The 18430-nt window shown below is 69.3% G+C and carries 16 protein-coding genes; 9 read left to right on the forward strand and 7 right to left on the reverse strand.

Annotated features, from left to right (window positions below):
• Positions 1-17: 17 nt before the first annotated feature.
• Positions 18-1037: a cyclase family protein gene (locus NXI30_23315; GenBank protein MCR9097163.1), complete on the forward strand. Its 1020-nt coding sequence runs from the start codon at positions 18-20 to the stop codon at positions 1035-1037.
• 26 nt (positions 1038-1063) lie between these two features.
• Positions 1064-1510 carry a nuclear transport factor 2 family protein gene (locus tag NXI30_23320; protein ID MCR9097164.1) on the forward strand — a complete coding sequence of 149 codons (447 nt, stop codon included), beginning with the start codon at positions 1064-1066 and terminating at the stop codon, positions 1508-1510.
• An 85-nt stretch (positions 1511-1595) separates the two neighbouring features.
• Here the strand turns inward: NXI30_23320 and NXI30_23325 are convergent, their stop codons facing one another.
• Positions 1596-2636, reverse strand: coding sequence for a lipid A deacylase LpxR family protein (locus NXI30_23325; GenBank protein MCR9097165.1), 1041 nt, complete (start codon positions 2634-2636; stop codon positions 1596-1598).
• Between the two features lie 193 nt (positions 2637-2829).
• Here NXI30_23325 and NXI30_23330 point away from each other — a divergent pair, with 193 nt between their 5' ends.
• The 5 genes from NXI30_23330 to NXI30_23350 all read left to right on the forward strand — a co-directional run bounded on the left by NXI30_23330 (position 2830) and on the right by NXI30_23350 (position 9049).
• Positions 2830-3843 (forward strand): DUF2889 domain-containing protein, encoded by a 1014-nt coding sequence (locus NXI30_23330; GenBank protein ID MCR9097166.1) that lies wholly within the window; start codon positions 2830-2832, stop codon positions 3841-3843.
• Positions 3844-3848: 5 nt separating this feature from the next.
• The gene (locus NXI30_23335) at positions 3849-5054 is read left to right on the forward strand and encodes an aminotransferase class III-fold pyridoxal phosphate-dependent enzyme (GenBank protein ID MCR9097167.1); all 1206 of its coding nucleotides are present in this window, start codon (positions 3849-3851) and stop codon (positions 5052-5054) included.
• 76 nt (positions 5055-5130) lie between these two features.
• Entirely contained in the window at positions 5131-5928 is a 798-nt protein-coding gene (locus tag NXI30_23340) for an enoyl-CoA hydratase-related protein (protein MCR9097168.1), read from the forward strand.
• Positions 5929-5930: 2 nt separating this feature from the next.
• Positions 5931-7031 carry a hypothetical protein gene (locus tag NXI30_23345; GenBank protein MCR9097169.1) on the forward strand — a complete coding sequence of 367 codons (1101 nt, stop codon included), beginning with the start codon at positions 5931-5933 and terminating at the stop codon, positions 7029-7031.
• Positions 7032-7147: 116 nt separating this feature from the next.
• Complete coding sequence (locus NXI30_23350; protein ID MCR9097170.1) at positions 7148-9049, forward strand: DUF3604 domain-containing protein; 1902 nt, start codon at positions 7148-7150, stop codon at positions 9047-9049.
• Between the two features lie 25 nt (positions 9050-9074).
• Here the strand turns inward: NXI30_23350 and NXI30_23355 are convergent, their stop codons facing one another.
• The 5 genes from NXI30_23355 to NXI30_23375 form a co-directional block, all read right to left on the reverse strand.
• Positions 9075-12062: an alpha/beta fold hydrolase gene (locus tag NXI30_23355; GenBank protein ID MCR9097171.1), complete on the reverse strand. Its 2988-nt coding sequence runs from the start codon at positions 12060-12062 to the stop codon at positions 9075-9077.
• 28 nt (positions 12063-12090) lie between these two features.
• Complete coding sequence (locus tag NXI30_23360; protein ID MCR9097172.1) at positions 12091-13875, reverse strand: long-chain-acyl-CoA synthetase; 1785 nt, start codon at positions 13873-13875, stop codon at positions 12091-12093.
• Between the two features lie 103 nt (positions 13876-13978).
• Positions 13979-14788, reverse strand: coding sequence for an NAD(P)-dependent oxidoreductase (locus NXI30_23365; GenBank protein MCR9097173.1), 810 nt, complete (start codon positions 14786-14788; stop codon positions 13979-13981).
• A 35-nt stretch (positions 14789-14823) separates the two neighbouring features.
• The gene (locus NXI30_23370; protein MCR9097174.1) at positions 14824-15822 is read right to left on the reverse strand and encodes an aldo/keto reductase; all 999 of its coding nucleotides are present in this window, start codon (positions 15820-15822) and stop codon (positions 14824-14826) included.
• A gap of 32 nt (positions 15823-15854) precedes the next feature.
• Positions 15855-16355 carry an SRPBCC family protein gene (locus tag NXI30_23375; GenBank protein MCR9097175.1) on the reverse strand — a complete coding sequence of 167 codons (501 nt, stop codon included), beginning with the start codon at positions 16353-16355 and terminating at the stop codon, positions 15855-15857.
• Positions 16356-16460: 105 nt separating this feature from the next.
• Here NXI30_23375 and NXI30_23380 point away from each other — a divergent pair, with 105 nt between their 5' ends.
• Positions 16461-17162: a TetR family transcriptional regulator gene (locus NXI30_23380; protein ID MCR9097176.1), complete on the forward strand. Its 702-nt coding sequence runs from the start codon at positions 16461-16463 to the stop codon at positions 17160-17162.
• A gap of 35 nt (positions 17163-17197) precedes the next feature.
• Positions 17198-18040, forward strand: coding sequence for a TauD/TfdA family dioxygenase (locus tag NXI30_23385; GenBank protein ID MCR9097177.1), 843 nt, complete (start codon positions 17198-17200; stop codon positions 18038-18040).
• Here NXI30_23385 and NXI30_23390 read toward each other — a convergent pair.
• Positions 18037-18420 (reverse strand): hypothetical protein, encoded by a 384-nt coding sequence (locus NXI30_23390; protein ID MCR9097178.1) that lies wholly within the window; start codon positions 18418-18420, stop codon positions 18037-18039. The two genes, NXI30_23385 and NXI30_23390, sit on opposite strands and share 4 nt — an antisense overlap.
• Between the last annotated feature and the right edge of the window lie 10 nt (positions 18421-18430).

Here is an 18430-nt window from a genome sequence, read left to right on the forward strand (position 1 = left end):
GCGAGGAGCCCGAGACGATGAGCAAGATCACGATCGACGACGAGATGTACGACATCGAAGCGGTCGCCGACGGCGCCTGGGTGCCCGGCCCCTACGGCCCGGACGACCAGCTCGGGACCTACAACGAGGTCACGCCGGAGAAGCGCGCCGCCGCCTGGTCGCTCCTCGCCGGCGCCGCGCGCCTCCAGACGATCAACCTCGGGGACGTGCTCTTCAACGGCTACCCCGGCTTCGGCGACCGCGACTACCAGCAGCAGCTCGTGATCGCCGGCTATGCCCCGCCCGAAGGCTACGCCGGGATCGCGAACATCACCGAGCCGATGGGGAGCACCCGCCTCTCCTTCCACGAGGAGCGCGTCCAGACGACGTACAACATCGCGAGCAAGGTGAACGGTCTCCTCCACTGCGGCGTCGGCGATCTCTTCTACAACGGGTTCCGGGGTCGCGATATCGCCCGCGACCACGGCACGAGCGATCTCGACGTCGTGAGCTGGGGCGTCCCGCTCGTGACCCGCGGGTTCCTGATCGACGTCGTGGGACTCAAGGCCGAGCGGGGCGAGGACGTCTTCTCGTCCGAGGGTCGACCGGTCCTCGAGCCCAACTACCGCGTGACCCTCGAGGATCTCGAAGCCGCCGTCCGTCGGCAGGAGCTGCCCGCCTTCGAGGCCGGCGATGCGATCATGCTCCGGACGGGCTGGAACAACCTCGTGCGTCCCGATCCCGAGAAGTTCCTCTCCGGCTCACCGGGGCCCTGGCTGCGGGAGACCCGCTGGCTGGCCAGCCATCGACCGGCCCTGCTCGGCATCGACTCCTGGGTCTGGGGCACCGTCGATCCCGACGCGACGAAAGGCTTCTACAATGCCTGTCACCAGGAGCTGAACATGCGCTTCGGCATCCGGTTCGGCGAGGGCTTCCAGTTCGAGGAGCTCGCCGACGCCGGGGTCGACCGCTTCGTCCTGAGCCACACGCCCCTGCGCGCCGAAGGCGCGACCTCTTCGTCCGTCCCGGCGCTCGCGATCGCGGCGCTCGGCGACTGAACCCGGCCCGAAAGGAATCCCGACCGATGTCCGACCCCGAACTTTCCGCCCGCAACAAGGCCACCGTCCTGAAGATGTGGAAGGCCCTGAGCGACTTCGACTTCGACACGCTCAAGAGCTGTCTCCATCCCGACGTCCACTACGAGGACGTCCCGACCGAGGACGCCGGAGCGAACGGCCCGGAGAACGTCGTCGCCCGACTCTCGGTCGCCTGGGATCACATCGATCGGCAGATCCAGACGACCCACCGGATCGCCGCGGACGGCGACGTCGTCTTCCTCGATCACACCGAAGAGTGGATCTTCAAGACCGGCGAGACCGTCGTCCACCGCTTCGCCACCATGCACGAGCTGAAAGACGGCAAGATCATCCAGTGGAGCGACTTCTGGGACGTGAACAACTTCGTCGGGCAGTTCCCCGCGTCGTTCCTGAAGGTGATGGCCGAGAAGCAGGGCTCGGATTTCACGAGCTAGTCCGTGTCGAGCAGGCCGCGGGGAGAAGGCCGCGAAGGTCCGGTGCGATCGGCGTCCGCAGCCGAACGCTCATGAATCATCCGGGCTAGAGACGGACGCTGGCCGACACGGCGCCGAAGGCCTGTGTCCTGCGCTGGGAGTCGAACTCGCGGCTCCGGACGATCCCCGAGAAGCCGAGCTGATACCGGCCGCAGCGGAGCACGAGACCGCCGTGCGCCTCCGCCACGAGGACCCGCCGGTCGACGCTCTGACTGCTCCGGGTGGTGTTGCCGTCCAGGAAGATGTTGTGTGCCACCACGCGGACGTGTCCGCCGGCGAACAGGTAGCCCCCGAAGCGCCCGGGTGTCGCGCGAAGTCCGGTGCCCGTGCCGCTCGGGTGGATCCGAGGCGGTCCGTAGTCTCCGACGATGTCGGTCCCCAGCCGCGCCGTCGCCCCGACGGCCGCCTGCGTGAGCACGTTGCCCGCGGAGAGCGACACCGAGGGCAGCACGTCGGCGCGGATCCGTCCGCGGGCGACCGGTGCATCGAGACGCCAGATCCGATCCCACGTGAGGATGACCCCGGGCTCGTTCTTCAGCTGATTGTTCCAGCCCCGCGGCTCCGTCGTGTCGACCAGCTCGTGCACCTTCTTCTGGGCCCACTCGCCCTGCGCCGCGGGCCCCACGACGCCGGCGTGGATCGAGACCGAATCCACGTGTCGTTCCTGCTCGGCGATGAGTGACACCCCGCCGTAGAGCCAACCCGCGTACGGGTGCTGATCCGGCAGCGGCGTCGATACGCTGATGTCCTCCGGCGTGAAGAGGCTGTGCCCGAGAAAGAGGCCGAAGCGCGTCTCCGGGGCCGGCTCCTCCGAGGCGAAGAGGCGGAAGAAACGACGGGGGAGCGCGTCCTCCGCCTGGACCGGAGACACGTACGAGAGCATCAGTCCGTTGGTGTAGTTGAGGTCCGTGCCCATGAAGACGTCGTTCTCGAAGACGAACGCGATCGAACCGCGGTCGACGGAGTCGGCGTGCACCCGCTGCGGCGCGAAGAAGACGCCCGCACAGAGCAGGACGAGCGTGACGCCGACGCGCCACCGGGCGCGATTGGCCCCTTCGTGCCTCGGCCGGCAGACGAACGCAGGCATCGGAGAGCTCCGCACGGAACGGCCGCACCGACGGACCTCGGGGGCGTTCGGGGTAGGACGAGCGGGCGGCAGCATACCCGCCACTCCGAATGGATGCCACGCACGACGAGCGAGCGTTTCCGGCCGCGATCGATAGAATCGATTCGTTCCTTCCCCTGGCGAAACGAGGACTCCATTGCTCGGCCCCGGACTGATGATCGACGACGAACAGGCGGTGGACGGCCCCGCCGGCCCCATCCCGCTCCGCCCCGCCCGCTCGATCCGGCGGACCTCGACGATGGACATGCTCTGGCCGGACGGCCCTGGCGGCCCGCTCGAGCTTCGCGGACGCGCGCGCGACGCCGCGACCGACGACCCGGGCGCGCCGCCCCGAACGCTTCGCAGCGCCACCCTGGACGCGATCCTCCGCGAGCGCATGATCGAAGAGATCGACACCACCCCCGACTTCGAGGGCATCCAGAATCTCGTCGGACAGCGTGGCGGCGGGCATCTTCGCGGCGCTCTCGCGACCCTGGTGCCGGAGGTCCGCTCCTCCGGCTCGCCGCTCTACCTGCTCCTCGACGACATCTCCGGGACGAGCCTGATCGGCGGCGTCGCCTTCGTTCGGCAGGCGCCCTACCGCGAGAGGGTCGCCCAGAGCGGGGAGCGGCGCGGACCCCGTCCCGAAGACATGGAAGGCGTCTGCATCGGCTTCGCCCCCGGCTCGAGCGCGCTCACCGAGGTGGTCGACCACGTCGGTCCGCCCCGCATGCGCCCGATCGGGGACCTCGTCCATCCCGAGGACCCCCACGGCTGGCACGACCTTCCGGAGATGCCCGCGATCGGGACGCGCCGCGCGCGCTTCATCGACGTCCGGCTCGAAGACGACCGCATCGAGATCTCCGCCGGCTTCCAGGACTCGACCGGCGATCCGGATCACGGCCGGGTCGGGATCCACGAGTACCGGCTCCACGCGACCGCCGACCTTTCGACCGGGCGCCTCGATGGACTCGAGGCGACGCCGCATATCCTTCCCTTCCGGGAGTGCCCGTCGGCGGTCCAGACGTCGCTCGCGATCCAGGGCGCGCCCCTCGCCGATCTCCGCGACGTCGTGCTCGAACGCCTCGCGAAGACCCGAGGCTGCACCCACCTGAACGATGCGCTGCGATCCCTCGCCGAGGTCCCGGTCCTGATCGAGGCGCTCTCGGAGGGCGCAACGACGGGATGAATCCCATGAAGCGATCCCAGGCCCTTCTCGACCGTGCGCGCCGGGTCGTTCCGAACGGCGTCTACGGCCACTACGGCTACTCGGTCACTCCCGAGTCGCCGGTCTTCTTCGAGACGGCGCATGGCGCGCGCTTCACCGACGTGGACGGGAACGAGTACGTCGACTGGATGTGCGCCTATGGGCCGATGATCCTCGGGTACGACCATCCGGAGATCGAAGCGGCCGCGGCGGCGCAACGCGCGAAGGGCAACACGGTCAGCCTCGCTGCCCCCGTCATGGTCGAGCTCGCCGAGCGGCTCGTCGACCGGATTCGAGGCGTCGACTGGGCGCTCTTCGGGAAGAACGGGGCCGACGCGACCGCCCTCGCCGTCATGATCGCGCGCGAGAAGACGGGGCGACGCTTCGTGATCAAGATCGACGGCGGCTACCACGGCGCCGTCCCCTGGATGCAGGCACCCGGCTCGCCGGGCACGATCGCCGAGGATCAGGCATTCGTGATCAGCGTGCCGTGGAACGATGCGGAGGCCGTCCAGCGCGCGATCGACGCCTATCCGGACGACGTCGCCTGCTTCATCTCTTCGCCCTATCACCACCCGGTGCTCGAGGACAACGTCCTCCCGGCCGAAGGCTACTGGCCTGCGATCGAGCGGATCTGCCGCGCCGCCGGCGTCGCCCTCGTCGTCGACGACGTGCGCGCCGGCTTCCGGATCGACCTCGCCGGCTCCCACGCGGCCTACGGTTTCCAGCCCGACCTCGTGTGCTTCGGCAAGGCGCTCGCGAACGGTCACCCGATCTCCGCGTTGACCGGCACCGACGACTTTCGTGACGCCGCCCAGGCCACGTACTACACGGGGACCCAGTTCTTCAACGCCGCCCCGATGGCCGCCGCCCTCGCGACCCTCGACGCGCTCGACGTGACCGACGCGGCGAACCGGATCACCGCGCTCGGGACCCGACTGGGCGAAGGGCTCCGATCGGTCGCGGACGCCCACGACTACGACCTGGTCGTGAGCGGCATCCCCGGCATGCCCTACTTCTCGAATCGCGGCGAAGGCGGAGGCAAGCGCCATCAGCGCTGGGTCGCCGAGTGCGTGAAGCGCGGCGCCTATCTCCTCAGCTATCACAACAACTTCGTGTCGGCGGCGCACACGGAAGAGGACATCGACCGGACCTGCGAAATCGCCGACGACGCCTTCGCGGCTCTGGACTGAGTCGCCGACCCCGAGTCTCGCTCGTGGAGTTCTGCGTCCCCTACCATGGCTCCGAAACCCAGCCCGGGGAGCGAACATGAGCAGCCAAGCCGAATCCAGGACCGACGTCCTCTACGAAGTCAGCGAGCGCGTCGCCACGATCACCTTCAACTGCCCGGAACGCCAGAACACGATCTCCGGCCCGATGCTCGACGCGCTCGCGGTGCGCCTCGTCGAGGCCGACGAGGATCCCGACGTCCGAGCCGTGATCATCACGGGCAGCGGCCGCTTCTTCTGCGCCGGACTCGACCTCCGAACCGGACTCGTCGGCAGTGGCGACGGAGGGACCGTCACCGACCTCGACCTCCGCAACACGCCGCCGACCGTCCTCCACGCCATGGACACGCCGACCATCGCCGCTCTGAACGGATCCGCCGCCGGCTACGGCATGGACATGGCGCTCGGCTGCGACATCCGCGTGATGGCGCGCTCCGCGAAGCTCGCGGCGGCCTTCACCGCGCGAGGAATCGTCCCCGAATCCGGCGGCACCTGGATCCTGCCCCGCCTGATCGGCTGGGCGAAGGCCAGCGAGCTGATCTTCACGGGCAAGACGCTGACCGCCGAGCAGTGCCTCGAAGAGCAGCTCTGCAACCACGTCGTCGACGACGAGGACTGTCTCAAGACGGCGCGGGAGATCGCCCTGGAGATCGCCAGTCGCGCACCGCTGGCCGTGCAGGCCTCGAAGCGGATGATGCGCATGGGCCTCAACGAGACCTTCCCCGACCACGTCCACCACGTCTTCCTCCAGCTGCTCCCGCTCATGCGCTCGAAGGACTTCAAGGAAGGCATGAAGGCGTTCATGGAGAAACGACCCGCGGAGTTCCAGGGAAAGTAGCCGTGCGCCTCCCCCGGAAGACCGCGTCGCCGACGCGCGTCCTCGTCTCAGCGATCGTCGCGCTCGGGGTCGGGGTCGCCGCCTGTACCCCGAACGAGCCGCATCGCGCGGCGCCGCCCGACCCTCTCTTTCGCGTCGAACGTCTCGGGCCGATCCTCACCCCCGAGTCGCATCCCGAGGCGGGGAAGAACATCCAGGGCCCGTCCCTGGTGCGCCTCCCCGACTGGGTCGACGACGCGCTCGGTCGCTACTACCTCTACTTCGCCGACCACAAGGGCGACTCGATCCGCCTCGCCTACGCGGACGCATTGACGGGTCCCTGGCAGATCCATGCGCCCGGCGCCCTCGAGATCGAGGACTCCCACTTCGCCGTCGAGCCGCCGGAGGTCGGCTGGCTCACGCTGCAAGGGGCGCGCTTCATCGCCTGGGCCCGGGGCATCGAGGTCACCTACTCGATGGAGCGCGAGCTGGCGATGCCCCACATCGCTTCGCCCGACGTTCACGTCGATCACGCGAACCGACGCTTCGTGATGTACTTCCACGGCCTCGACGACTTCGCCTCCCAATCGACGCGCGCCGCAGTCTCGACGAATGGAGTCGACTTCGAGGCCCGTCCCGAGATCCTCGGCAGGACGTACCTCCGCGCCTTCGAGCACGACGACACGACCTACGCCCTCGCGATGCCGGGACAGCTCTACCGCGCGGCCGACCCCCTCTCGGGGTTCGAAGAGGGCCCGCGGCTCTTCGAGCCCGACATGCGACATGCCGCCCTGCTCAGGCGCGACGATCGACTGCACGTGTTCTGGAGTCGGGTCGGCGACGCGCCGGAGGTGATCCTCCGATCGACGATCGACCTCGCCGACTCCTGGGAGACGTGGGAGAACACCGGAGAATTCGAGGTCCTTCGCCCCGCGTTCGACTGGGAAGGCGCCGACGCCCCGATCGAGCCGTCGATCCGGAGCGTCGCCGACGGGCACGTGAACCAGCTCCGCGACCCGGCGATCTTCGAGGAGGACGGACGCGTCTGGCTCCTGTACGCGATCGCCGGCGAGAGCGGGATCGCCCTCGCCGAGCTGCATCTACGGGAAGCAGAAGGCGACTAGCAGGTCGCCCCCGTGCCTCGCGGCGACGGGATCGACCGCCGACCGGGTCATCCGCCCCCCGGCGACGAAGCCGCGGCCAGCGATTACGCTGGAGGGGATCTCAAGGAGGCCTTCCGATGCAACGCCCGCTCCCGATCGCCCTCGTCGCTCTCCCCTTCGTCTTCGCGGCCTTCGTCTTCGCCTCGCCCGCGCTCGCGGCGGCGGGCGAGACGCAGTGCCGCGATCACGACTCCCAGAGGAACGTGTACTGGGGAGATCTGCACGTCCATACCGCCATCTCGATGGACGCGAACGTCTTCGGCACGCGTCTACGTCCGGCGGACGCCTATCGATTCGCCCGAGGCGAGGAAGTCGCCCTCGGACTGAACGCCGACCGGCCCGTCCGGATCGAGCGTCCCCTCGACTTCGCCGCGATCACCGACCATGCCTCGAACATGGGCGGCGTCTCCCTCTGCCAGACCCCGGGCTCGCCCGCCTACGACTCGCCGAACTGCGTCGACTACCGCGAGCCGATCGCGATCGCCGGCAGCGCGATCGCGGACGTCGTGAAGCGCATGCGAGCGAAGGTCTCGCGCGGACTCGACACCCCGGCGGTCTGCGGCGAGGACGGCGCGCTCTGCCTGCAGGGCGCGCGCACGGCCTGGCAGGAGACCCGGCAGGCCGCTGCCGACGCCAACGACACCTCGCCCGCCTGCGAGTTCACGAGCTTCGTCGCCTACGAGTACACCGCCACCCCCGACATGACGAAGATCCACCGCAACGTGATCTTCCGAAACGCGACGGTCCCGGAGCTGCCGATCAGCTTCGACGCCCAGCCGAGCGCGATCGGTCTGTGGCGCGACCTCGAGGCGCAGTGCACGAAGGCGGGCACCGGTTGCGACGTCCTCGCGATTCCGCACAACCCGAACCTCTCGAACGGGCACATGTTCGGCCTCGAGTACGAAGGTCTCTCGGATCCCGAGGAACAGGCGGAGGTCGCGCGCCTGCGAGCGGCCATGGAGCCGATCGTCGAGATGAGCCAGATGAAGGGCGACTCCGAGTGCCGAAACGGAATGTGGAACGTGCTCGGCGCGACCGACGAGCTCTGTGACTTCGAGAAGATGCGGCCGCCGTCGACGCCGGACTGCGAGGACGGGACCGGCAAGGGAGCCCTGGCCGGCCAGGGCTGCGTCTCGCGGCGCGACTTCGTCCGATACGCGCTGGTCGAAGGGCTCCAGGAGGAGGAGCGACTCGGCGTGAACCCCTTCAAGTTCGGCTTCATCGCGGCGACCGACGGACACGATGCCGTGCCGGGCCCCGTCGAGGAGTGGCGCCAGGACCTGATCCTGGGAGCCGTCAGCCCGCAGGCCGGCCGGAGCCTGGGCGGGCTCGCCGCGGTCTGGGCGGAGGAGAACAGCCGGGAAGCCCTCTTCGAAGCCATGCGCCGCCGCGAGACCTACGGCACGAGCGGGCCGCGGATGAGCGTGCGCTTCTTCGGGGGCTTCGACCTCGAGGAAGATCTCTGCGGCGATTCGGAGCTCGTCGCGAAGGGCTACGCGACCGGCGTTCCGATGGGCGGCGAGCTCGGCAGCGCGCCTCGGAAGTGGTTCAGCCGCAAGAGCGAATCGCCGCGCTTCGTCGTAAGCGCCCTCGCGGATACGGGGACCGAGGCCCATCCCGGCGGCCTCCTCCAGCGCGTCCAGATCATCAAGGGCTGGGCGGACGACGAGGGCCGCGTCCACCAGAGGGTCGTGGACGTCGCCGGGGGCGACAACGACGCGGGGGTCGATCTCGCGAGCTGTACGCCGCGCGGCGCGGGCGCGCGGGCCCTCTGCGGAGAATGGACCGACCCCGACTTCGATCCGGATCGCGCGGCGGTCTACTACGCGCGGGTCGTCGAGAACCCGAGCTGCCGCCAGGCGGGCTGGGCGTGCGTCGAGGGACCGGACCGGCCGGCCTGGTGCGATGCACCGACGACGGCCAGGGTCACTCAGGAGCGAGCCTGGACGTCGCCGATCTGGGTGGACGGAAGGCGTTAGGCGCAGGCGGCGCGCCGCGAGCGGCTCACCCGCTCAGCTCGTCGAGCGATCTCAGCTCTACGAAGGGTGAGTCCGCGGACGGCCGCCACCAGGTCGTCTCGCCAGGACGGTCGAGTCCCAGGCCCTGCTCTCGGAGCGTCTGTTTCCGAATGCGATGTCCCGCGGTCATCGGCAGCGACTGGACGAAGCGGAGGAAACGGGGCATCTGCGCCGTCCGGAAGACGCGATCGATGACCTCCCCGACCGCGGCGGGCTCGAGCTTCTCGCTCGGGCGGAGCTCGATCGAAACGACGATCTCCTCGCCGTCCCCCTCTGCGTTCGGAACCCCGTAGGCCGCCGCAAGGTCGATCTCGGGCAGGCGTTCACAGAGCAGGTCCTCGATCTCCCGCGTCGCCACGCGACCACCGCGGGTCTTCACGACGTCCGCGCGACGATCAACGAGCCAGTGGTCGCCGTCGCGGTCGACCCGCACGAGATCCCGGGAGTCGAGCCAGGCATCGTTCGCCTCGAAGACACTGCGAATCGGGCGCAGGTCGAGCTCACCGCGCTCGGGCTCGACACGCTCGAGCAGGATCCCCACGCGCCCGCTCCGGCACTCCGTCGCCAGACCCGACGCGTCGACCTCGATCCGGTCGAGCTCGGCGTCCCAGGGCGCGACCGCGACCTCTCCCGCACCCGGCAGCGGCCGACCGATCGAACCGATCTTCTTTCCGGTCAGATTCACGAGGACGGCGTTGCCTTCGGAAGGCGCGAAGAACTCGACCACCCCGATCGAGGGGAATCGTTCGTTCACCCGCTGCCAGACCGACTTCGGCATGCCGCTTCCGGCGACCAGACGGATCGCGTGGTTCCGCTCGTAGGCATCCTCCGGCGCATTCACGACCGACCGGAGCATCGCCCCCGTGTAGAACACGACGTTCACGCCGTAGCGCCGCACGTCGCGCCAGAAGTCTCCGGGCGCGATCACCGGACCGAACTCGCTCGCCATCGCGAGCCTCGCGCCGCTCGTGAGCGCCCCGCCCAGGCAGACGAGGATCCCCGTCGGGTGGTGCATCGGCGTCCGGCAATAGACCGTGTCCTGGGGCGTGAGCGCGCACGCGGAGGACGTGCCGTAGGCCGAAGTCGCCCAGCGGCGATTGGTGACCCGCGTCGCGCACAGGCGACCGCCCTCGCCGGAGATCAGGATCGCCGCGAGCTCGCCGGCGAGGCCGGGGTTCGGTTCGTACCAGTCGGGCAGCGACACCCTCTCCGGATCGATCGCTTCCATGTCGACGAGGCCGTCGGCGAGGGTCCGGGCCTCGCCGCCGCCGCCCAGCACGAACACGTCGCGTCCGAAGGACGCGCGGGCCCCCTCGGCGGTCTCGGGGTCCGAAAGGAGATGGTCGACGCGCGCCACGCCGAGCTGATCGGCGAGGGGCAGGTCCGGACGCAGCAATACGGCGATCGCCCCCATGCGGGAGAGCGCCACCACGGACGCGACCGCGCTCGGTCGCGTCTGCATGAGTACGCCCACGTGATCCCCGTGCCGGACGCCGAGCGACGCGAATCCGCGGACGACGTTGTCGATCCGCTCGTTCGCCGCGGCGTAGGAGTAGGCCCGACCGTCGAAGAGGAAGAACGTGTCGTCGGGGGCGCTCTTCGCGCGCTCTTCGAGGGCGCGGCCGGGGCTCACCCGCGAACCGGAGCGGATCTGCGCGAGCTCGTTGAGGCGGCCCGCCTGGGGACGCACGATGTTGGCCAGGCGTTCGAGCTGCCCCAGGCGAAGACCGAAGCCGCGGGCCGCGCCGGTCAGCACCCCCGCCCCGAGCTCGAAGGAGAGCGCCCCTGCATCTCGCAACCGCTCGAGGGAGCTGCGATTCCGCGATGCCTCGACCCGCTCTTCGATCCGCTCCGCCGTGTCGGGCAGCGGTCCTTCGTCGCGGCGCCAGGCGAGCCACTCCTCGACCGCGGGCCACACGACCGTCGACGAGGTCGACCCCACGACCAGGCCGAAGTGCCCCGCGTCGACCCCGACCTCGTAGCAGTCGGCCCGGGGAGCGGCAGCGTGGATCGCGCGGACGGTGTCCGGAGGCGCAATCGCGTCGGTCGCGCCGGTGAACGCCAGGATCGGACAGGTGATGTCCGCGAGCGTCACCGTCCGATCGTCGATCACGAGCCCGCCCTGGAGCATCCGGTTCTGGGCGACGAGCTGCCGGAGCAGATCCGCGAGCGCGGGTCCCGGGAACGCGGTCCACCCCTCCGTCTCCATGAAACGTCGAACGCCCTCCCGCTCCTCGAGGGCTTCCCGATCAGACAGCGTGGCCAGGAACTGGATGCGCTGGCGAAGGGTCTTGACCGGGTCCATCAGCTGAAAGCCGAGCCGCGTCGCCCAGCTCGGTACGCCATCCGGCATCACGGCGTCCTGGATTTCGCTCAGCTGCTCGAGGACCTTGATCACGAGCTCGGTCGGAAGATTGGACGGCAGGCCCCCGTGGAGATCCACACCACTCCCGAAGGTCACGATCGACCCGAGGTCGGCCGACTGGCGATAGGCCGCGGCCTGATAGGCGAACATGCCGCCCTGGGAGTAGCCCATCAGATGAACCGGACGCGCCGTCTGTCGATGGACCTCGTCGACCGCCGCGGACACGGCGACGACGTGATCCGTCAGCGTGCGCTCGAGCCCGCCCTCTTCCTCTTCCGGCGAACCGAAGTCGACGACGAAGGGATCGGCGCCCATCCGCGCGAGGGTCGTGACGGAGCTCGCGTCGGGGGCGATGTCCCAGAGATCGGCGCTCAGCATGAGCGGCGGGATCAAGAGGGCCGGATCGCCCTGGCTCGGGGCCGCCCTGTCGGCCGGGCGGTAGTGGCGCAGCCGATGGTGCGGCCCGCGATCGACGACCTCGTAGGGCGTCTCCCGGCGCTCCGAGAACCGGCCCTTGCGCGCGAGCTCGACGCCGTTGCGCAGGGCCTCGGCGATCCCGCCCCGCCCGGTCGAGGGGCGTCCCGAATTGCGTTCGCTGTTCGCCGCCATGGACGCGGTCTCCTCGAGAGGGACGGATCTAGAGACGCACGTCCCCTGTGAGAATACGATCGTGGAGGGCGGCGTCGAGCGGAACGTAGCCCCCTGACGTCGCGTCCAGGAAGTAGAGCGCATCGGCGACCCGGGAAGGATCGAAGCCCTCCGCCACCGAGTCGACCTTGCGGTGCTTGAAGGTCCCGGTGATCTCGATCTCGGGGAGCATGCGCAGGAAGAGCGGGCGCGCGTAGGCGGGCAGCGCGCGCGCCGTTTCGGCATGGAAGTCGTCGAGGTCGAAATCGTCGTCGACGACGAGCGAGGCCATCCCGGCCCGCCCGTCGGTCCCCGCGACGTCGACGCCGTAGACGTTCGCCTCCTTCACCCCCCGGACGCCGGAGATCACCTCGGCGACCTCGCCGGTCGACACGTTCTCGCCCTTCCACCGGAACGTGTCGCCGATCCGGTCGACGAAGTAGAAGTAGTCCTCGGCATCCCGCCTCAGGAGATCGCCGGTCCGGAAGTAGGCGTCTCCCTTCTCGAACACGTCGCGCAGGATCTTCTTCTCGCTGGCGGCCGCGTCGGAGTAGCCCTCGAAGCGGACGGTCTCGGTGATCCGCCCGATGGCTTCACCGGGCTCCCCGACCCCGCAGTCGAGACAGAAGCCGTCGGGGCCACGAACGACGTCCTCCTTCTCGACGTCGAAGCGCACGAGATGGACGCCTGCCGCGCGCTGCATCCAGCCGGGCATGCGGCCGATCGAGCCGACCTTGCCGTCGAGATTCACGAAGCTGACGTTCCCCTCGGTCGCGCCGTAGAACTCGTAGACCTGCGGGATCGCGAAGCGCCGCTGGAACTCCGGCCAGACCTCGGGACGGAGGCCGTTGCCGATGCAGTAACGAAGCCGGTGCTTCCGCTCGTCCGGATGCCGGGGACTGTTCACCAGGTATCGACAGAGCTCCCCGATGTACTGGAAGGCGGTCACCCGGTATCGGACCGCGTCGGCCCAGAACCGGGTCGCCGAGAATTTCCGCGCGAGGACGGCGGTCGCGCCGACGAGGAGCGTCGCCCCCATCGCCATGCCACCGCCGGCGGAGTGATAGAGCGGCAGGACGATGTACATGCGATCCGAGGCCGCAAGCCCTGGGAAGACCGCCCCGCCCGCGGCCATCAGCAGAAAGCGGCCATGGCTGAAGTTCGCGGCCTTGGGCAGCCCCGTCGTGCCGCTCGTGTAGATGTAGAAGAGGTTGTCCTGGGTCCGAACGGTGGGCCGCGACTCCGGCGGAAGCGCGTCGCCGGCGCGACGTGCCAGGTCGTCGTCGAGGTCACGCGCCGTCGTCTCGTGCGCCCCGCTCGTCCAGACTTCGAGCGGCGCCTCGAGCTCGTCCGAGGCCCCTTCGAACTGGCGAGCCAGCGCGCCATCCAGGATCAGATGCTCCGCGCGGGAGATCGCGAGCGAGTGGGCCAGCGGGCGGCCGGTCAGGTTCGTGTTGATCAGCGCCGTCACGACCCCGAGCTTCGCCAGACCGAGCCAGCAGGCGACGAACTCCGGCCGGTTCTCCATCAGCAGCGCGACCACGTCTCCCTGCCCGAGTCCCTGTTCGAGGGCCCAGCGTGCGACCCGGTTCGCCTCGGCGTCGAGGTCGCGATACGAAAGCGTCCGGTCCTCGAAGACGAGGGCGGCGTGGGAGGGGCGCCGGCGCGCGTGGTCCTCGACCGCGTCCACGATCGTCGAGCCGCCCCGCGCCCGCGCCCGTGCGACGAGCGGGAGGAAGCGGGCGAAGGTCTTCGCGAGGGTCAGGTCACTCTTGATCGTGGTACGTAGGCGCATGGTCGATCCTCGTTCGAGGCCGGTGAGAACCAGCACCACAAGATCGGGCCCCTCGAGGTCGAAGTCGAGTCCCTGGGGGCGAACCGCGCGTCGGATCGCGCGGTCAGCCCTCCGGCTCGAGCAGCGTCTCCTCGAAGCACGTCGTCAGTATCGGCATTCGCGCCTCGGTCGACTCGCCCGCCGCGAGCGCGATCCCCAGGTCCTTCCGCGGCATCGCCATCCGGACCGTCGACGTCTTCGGAAGCGGCATCGATTCGGAGACGAAGCTGCGCCCCGTCGACTGGTTCAGGATCTGCTTGAAGACCTCGAAGTCCATCCCGTTGGCGGTCACCATCTCGCGTACCTCGAGCAGGATCCCGAGCGTCCCGATCACCATCGCGTTGTTCCCGACCTTCACGATCTGCCCCATCCCCACGTCGCCGCAGTGCAGGACCGTCCCCATCGTCTCGAGCGCCTCGCGGGAGTACTCGATCGCCTCGGCGGCGCCCCCGATCATGAGTGAGAGCGTCCCTGCCTCTGCGCCGGACGGAAGACCGCTCACGGGGCAGTCAAGCACGCGGATCCCACGCTCCGCCGCCTCGTCCCGGAGCGCACGGCAATAGCCGGGCGAGACCGTGCTCATCACGATCACGACCGAGCCGGGCCGCATCGTCGAGAGCGCGCCGGTGTCTCCGCGCAGGACGAAGTCACTCTGGGCCTCGTCGAAGACGATCGATATCAGGATGTCTGCGTCGGCGCCGACGGCGGCCGGGCTCTCCCGCTCATCGAGTCCTTCCGCGCCGAGTCGTTCGAACGCGTCTCGGCTCCGGTTCGCACAGCTCGCCACGGCGAATCCCCCGCGCAGGAGATGCCGTGCCATCGGCTCGCCCATGGCGCCGAGGCCGATGAATCCGACCTGTCTTGCCTTCTCCATCTTCTCCTCCCTGGCGGCGAGCCGCGACGATCCGCTCACGTTCTGTTCACGTAGAAATCGGACGATCTGAGCCAGCCCATCCGGTCCCCGTAGCGATCGCCATGGACGCGGTCGGGCGCGAAGAGCGAGTCGAGTGCGTCTACGACGTCGGTAGAAAGATCGAGGGAATCCGCCGCCACGTTCTCCTCCAGGTACGCGACTCTCTTCGTCCCCGGAATCGGGACGATCGAATCGCCCTTGGCGAGCAGCCACGCGATCGCGACCTGCCCCGGCTTCGCCGAGAGCGAGTCGGCGACCTCCTCGAGGCCTCGGACCAGTTCCAGGTTCCGCTCGAACTCCTCCCCCTGGAACCGGGGCATGACGCCGCGGATGTCGCCCTTCTCGAACGTCGCATCCTCGCCGACGGCGCCGGTCAGGATCGCCCGGCCGATCGGAGAGAAAGGCATGAAGCCCACGCCGAGCGCCTCGCAGGCCGCCAGCACGCCCGCTTCCGGATCGCGTGTCCAGAGCGAGTATTCCGACTGCACCGCCGCGATCGGGTGGACCGCGTGCGCCCGCCGGAGGGTCTCCCCCGAGACCTCGCAGAGGCCGAGGTGGCGAACCTTGCCTGCCTCGACGAGACGCGCCATTCCGCCCACGGTGTCTTCGATCGGAACGTCGGGATCCGGCCGGTGCAAGAAGTAGAGATCGATGTAGTCCGCGCCCAGTCGCTCGAGCGATTCCTCACAGCGATCCGCCACGCGATCCGGATGTCCGTCGAGGACGGGCGCCTTTCCGTCGGCGAAGAGGAAGCCGAACTTGGTCGAGATCGTGACGCGATCACGGATCGGCGCGAAGACGCGCCCCAGCAACCGCTCGTTCGACCCACCGCCGTAGCCGTTCGCCGTATCGAAGAGCGTGACGCCGAGGTCCACGGCTCGAAGCAGGGTCTCCTCGCCGGCCTTCTCGTCGCCGGGGCCGTAGATGCCGGACATCGACATGCACCCGAGTCCGATCGCGCCGACCTGGAGCGCGCCCAGCGTTCGTTTTTCCACGTGCCGTCCTTTCTGGATTCGTCTTCGCGCGTTCAGTCGGAACGCGCGGCCGGATTCGCGACCCGCTCTCGCAAGGCCTCCAGTCCCCGCTCGTAGGCCTGTTGGAAGAAGTCCGAATCGAAGAAGAAAACGCCCACGCCGGCGTAGTCCTCGTGCTGGGTCACCTGCGTTCCGCCCTCGACCGGCTCGAGGATCCAGTGGTGGTCGAAGGTCAGGATCCCGGGGTACCCCCCGTACTGATTGAGCTCGCGCTCCGGATCGAGCTTCACGATCTCGGCGTCGACGGGCGTCGCCGTCCCGTCCGAAGTCATCATCTGGTAGGACATCGTCGCCCCCTCGCGAAACGTCCCCGCGACCTCGACGAGCACCGGGTTCCAGGCGCCGTACTCGTCCCCGGCCATCAACACCGACCACACCTCCGCCGACGAGGCCGGCACGAAGAGCTCCGCGTGCACCGACTTGCAGCCCGAGAGACCGACCGCCGCCAGCGCGAGGCCTGCCCATCTCGTCATCCAGGCGGTCTTGCTCGCCATGCATCCCTCCTCGGCGTCCGTTGCCTGTCGACCAGTAGAAAACTATCGGTCTCTTATTAAGTGACCACTGGTCTCTTGTCAAGCAGACCGCTACGCTTCCGACCAATGGCCCCTGAAACCGCAAAGAGCCGGCCCGACGCCGCCTGGCAGCGCGCCCGCCGCCCCGAGCAGAAGGCCGAGCGACGCCGCGCGATCCTCGACGCGACCGTCGCGCTGCTCGACGAGGCCGGCGTGGAGGGCGCCACCCTCTCCGAGATCGCCCGACGCGCTGGGCTCTCGAAGGCCAACTGCTACCGCTACTTCGAGAGCCGCGAGGCGATTCTCCTCGAGCTGACCCTCGCCGAGAGTCGGGCCTGGATGGACGCGATCGAGGCCGGGCTGGTCCCCCTCGCCGACTCGGGCGATGTCGCCGCGGTCACGGGGGTCTTCGCGGATGCGACTGTGGCGCGCCCCCGCCTCTGCACGCTCTACGGCGCCATCTACTCCGTCATGGAGCGCAACGTCCGTCCGGACGGCGTGGCGGAGTTCAAGCAGCGGTTCCACGAGCGGGTCTTCGGTTCGGGCAACGCGATCGTCCGCGCCCTCCCCGACCTGACGGCCGGTGACGCCGAGCAGTTCGTCCTCTTCCTGGGCTTCTTCATCGCGGGCGCCTGGCCGAGCGCCACGCCGGCCCCCGGCGTCCCCGAGGCCCTTGCGCGACGGGTTCCCGGGTACCGACCCCGAGACTTCGAGACGATGCTCCGCGCGCACACGCGCATCGTGCTTCAGGGCCTGCTCGCCGAGCACGCCGCCCCCACGACGCGATAGCCTCCCGCCGAGCCCACACTCGGAGCGCCCCGCCCATGGAAGTCACTCCCCTCGAAGGCGCCTTCGGCGTCGAGCTCCGCGGCATCGATCTCTCGCGGGCGACGCGCCCCGAGGACGCCGCCCTGCTCCGCAAGCTGCTCCTCGAACACCGCCTCGTCGTCGCGCGCGACCAGGATCTGGACCCGCCCTCGCTCCGCGATCTCGGCGCGTCCCTCGGCCCCCTCGACCGCCATCCCTTCATCGAAGCCGTGCCCGGCCATCCCGAGGTGATCGCCGTCGTGAAGGAGCCGGACGAGAAGCACAACTTCGGCGGCGGGTGGCACTCGGAGGTCAGCTTCTACGAGGAGCCCGCGATGGCGACGATGCTCTACGCGGTCGAGGTCCCGGAGGTCGGCGGCGACACGCTGCTCGCCGATGCAGTCCTCGCCTACGAAGCGCTTCCCGACGTGACGAAGGCGCGGATCCGGGACCTCGAGGCCGAGCACTCCGCCGAACACATCTACGGCCCGGGCGGCTTCTACCAGGGTCGGTCCGAGGGCAAGTCCGAAGGCACGAAGACCAAGGACGTCGCGCAGGCGACCGGTCGCGTCCGCCATCCGATCGTCCGGACGCATCCCGAGACCGGCGAGAAGATCCTCTACGTGAACGGCGGCTTCGTCGTCGGGATCGCCGGCCTCCCGACCGAGGAGTCGATCGCGCTCCGCGCCGAGCTCGTCGAGCACTCGACCCGGGACGAGTTCGTGACGCGCCTGAAGTGGAACCCGGGCACCCTCGCCTTCTGGGACAACCGCTCGACCCAGCACTACGCCCTCAACGACTACGCCGGCCATCGGCGCGAGATGTTGCGCGTCGTCGTCGCAGGGGATCGTCCCGTCTAGGGACGCGCGGACTCGGGAACGAAGCAGGTCGGGCAGTTCGCTTCGACCGCTTCACGGTCCGCCTCGAGCTGGTACTGGGGAACGTCGGTTCGTTCGGCGCGGTCGTCCTCCGCCTGCGCCCCGCCCGATCCGCCCTCCGCCGGCTTCGGGCGCATCACGCCGTCCTTCCAGTCGTCGGTCGCCGCCCAGCGGAGATCGAGAGTGCGCACCTCGCCCGGCGCTTCCGCTTGCGCGAGAAGCTCGATGGCGGCGCGGACGATCGCCTCCTGGGAAGCGGGATCGTTCGGCTTGCCCGCGGTCCGACCGAGGGGGTAGTCGGTGAAGACGGCGCGCGGCGGGAAGACGCTCTCCGTGATCGAGCGCGCACTCGACAGCGACACCGTCGGGATT

Source organism: bacterium (assembly GCA_024742285.1).
Taxonomy (GTDB): Bacteria; Myxococcota_A; UBA9160; order UBA9160; family UBA4427; genus UBA4427.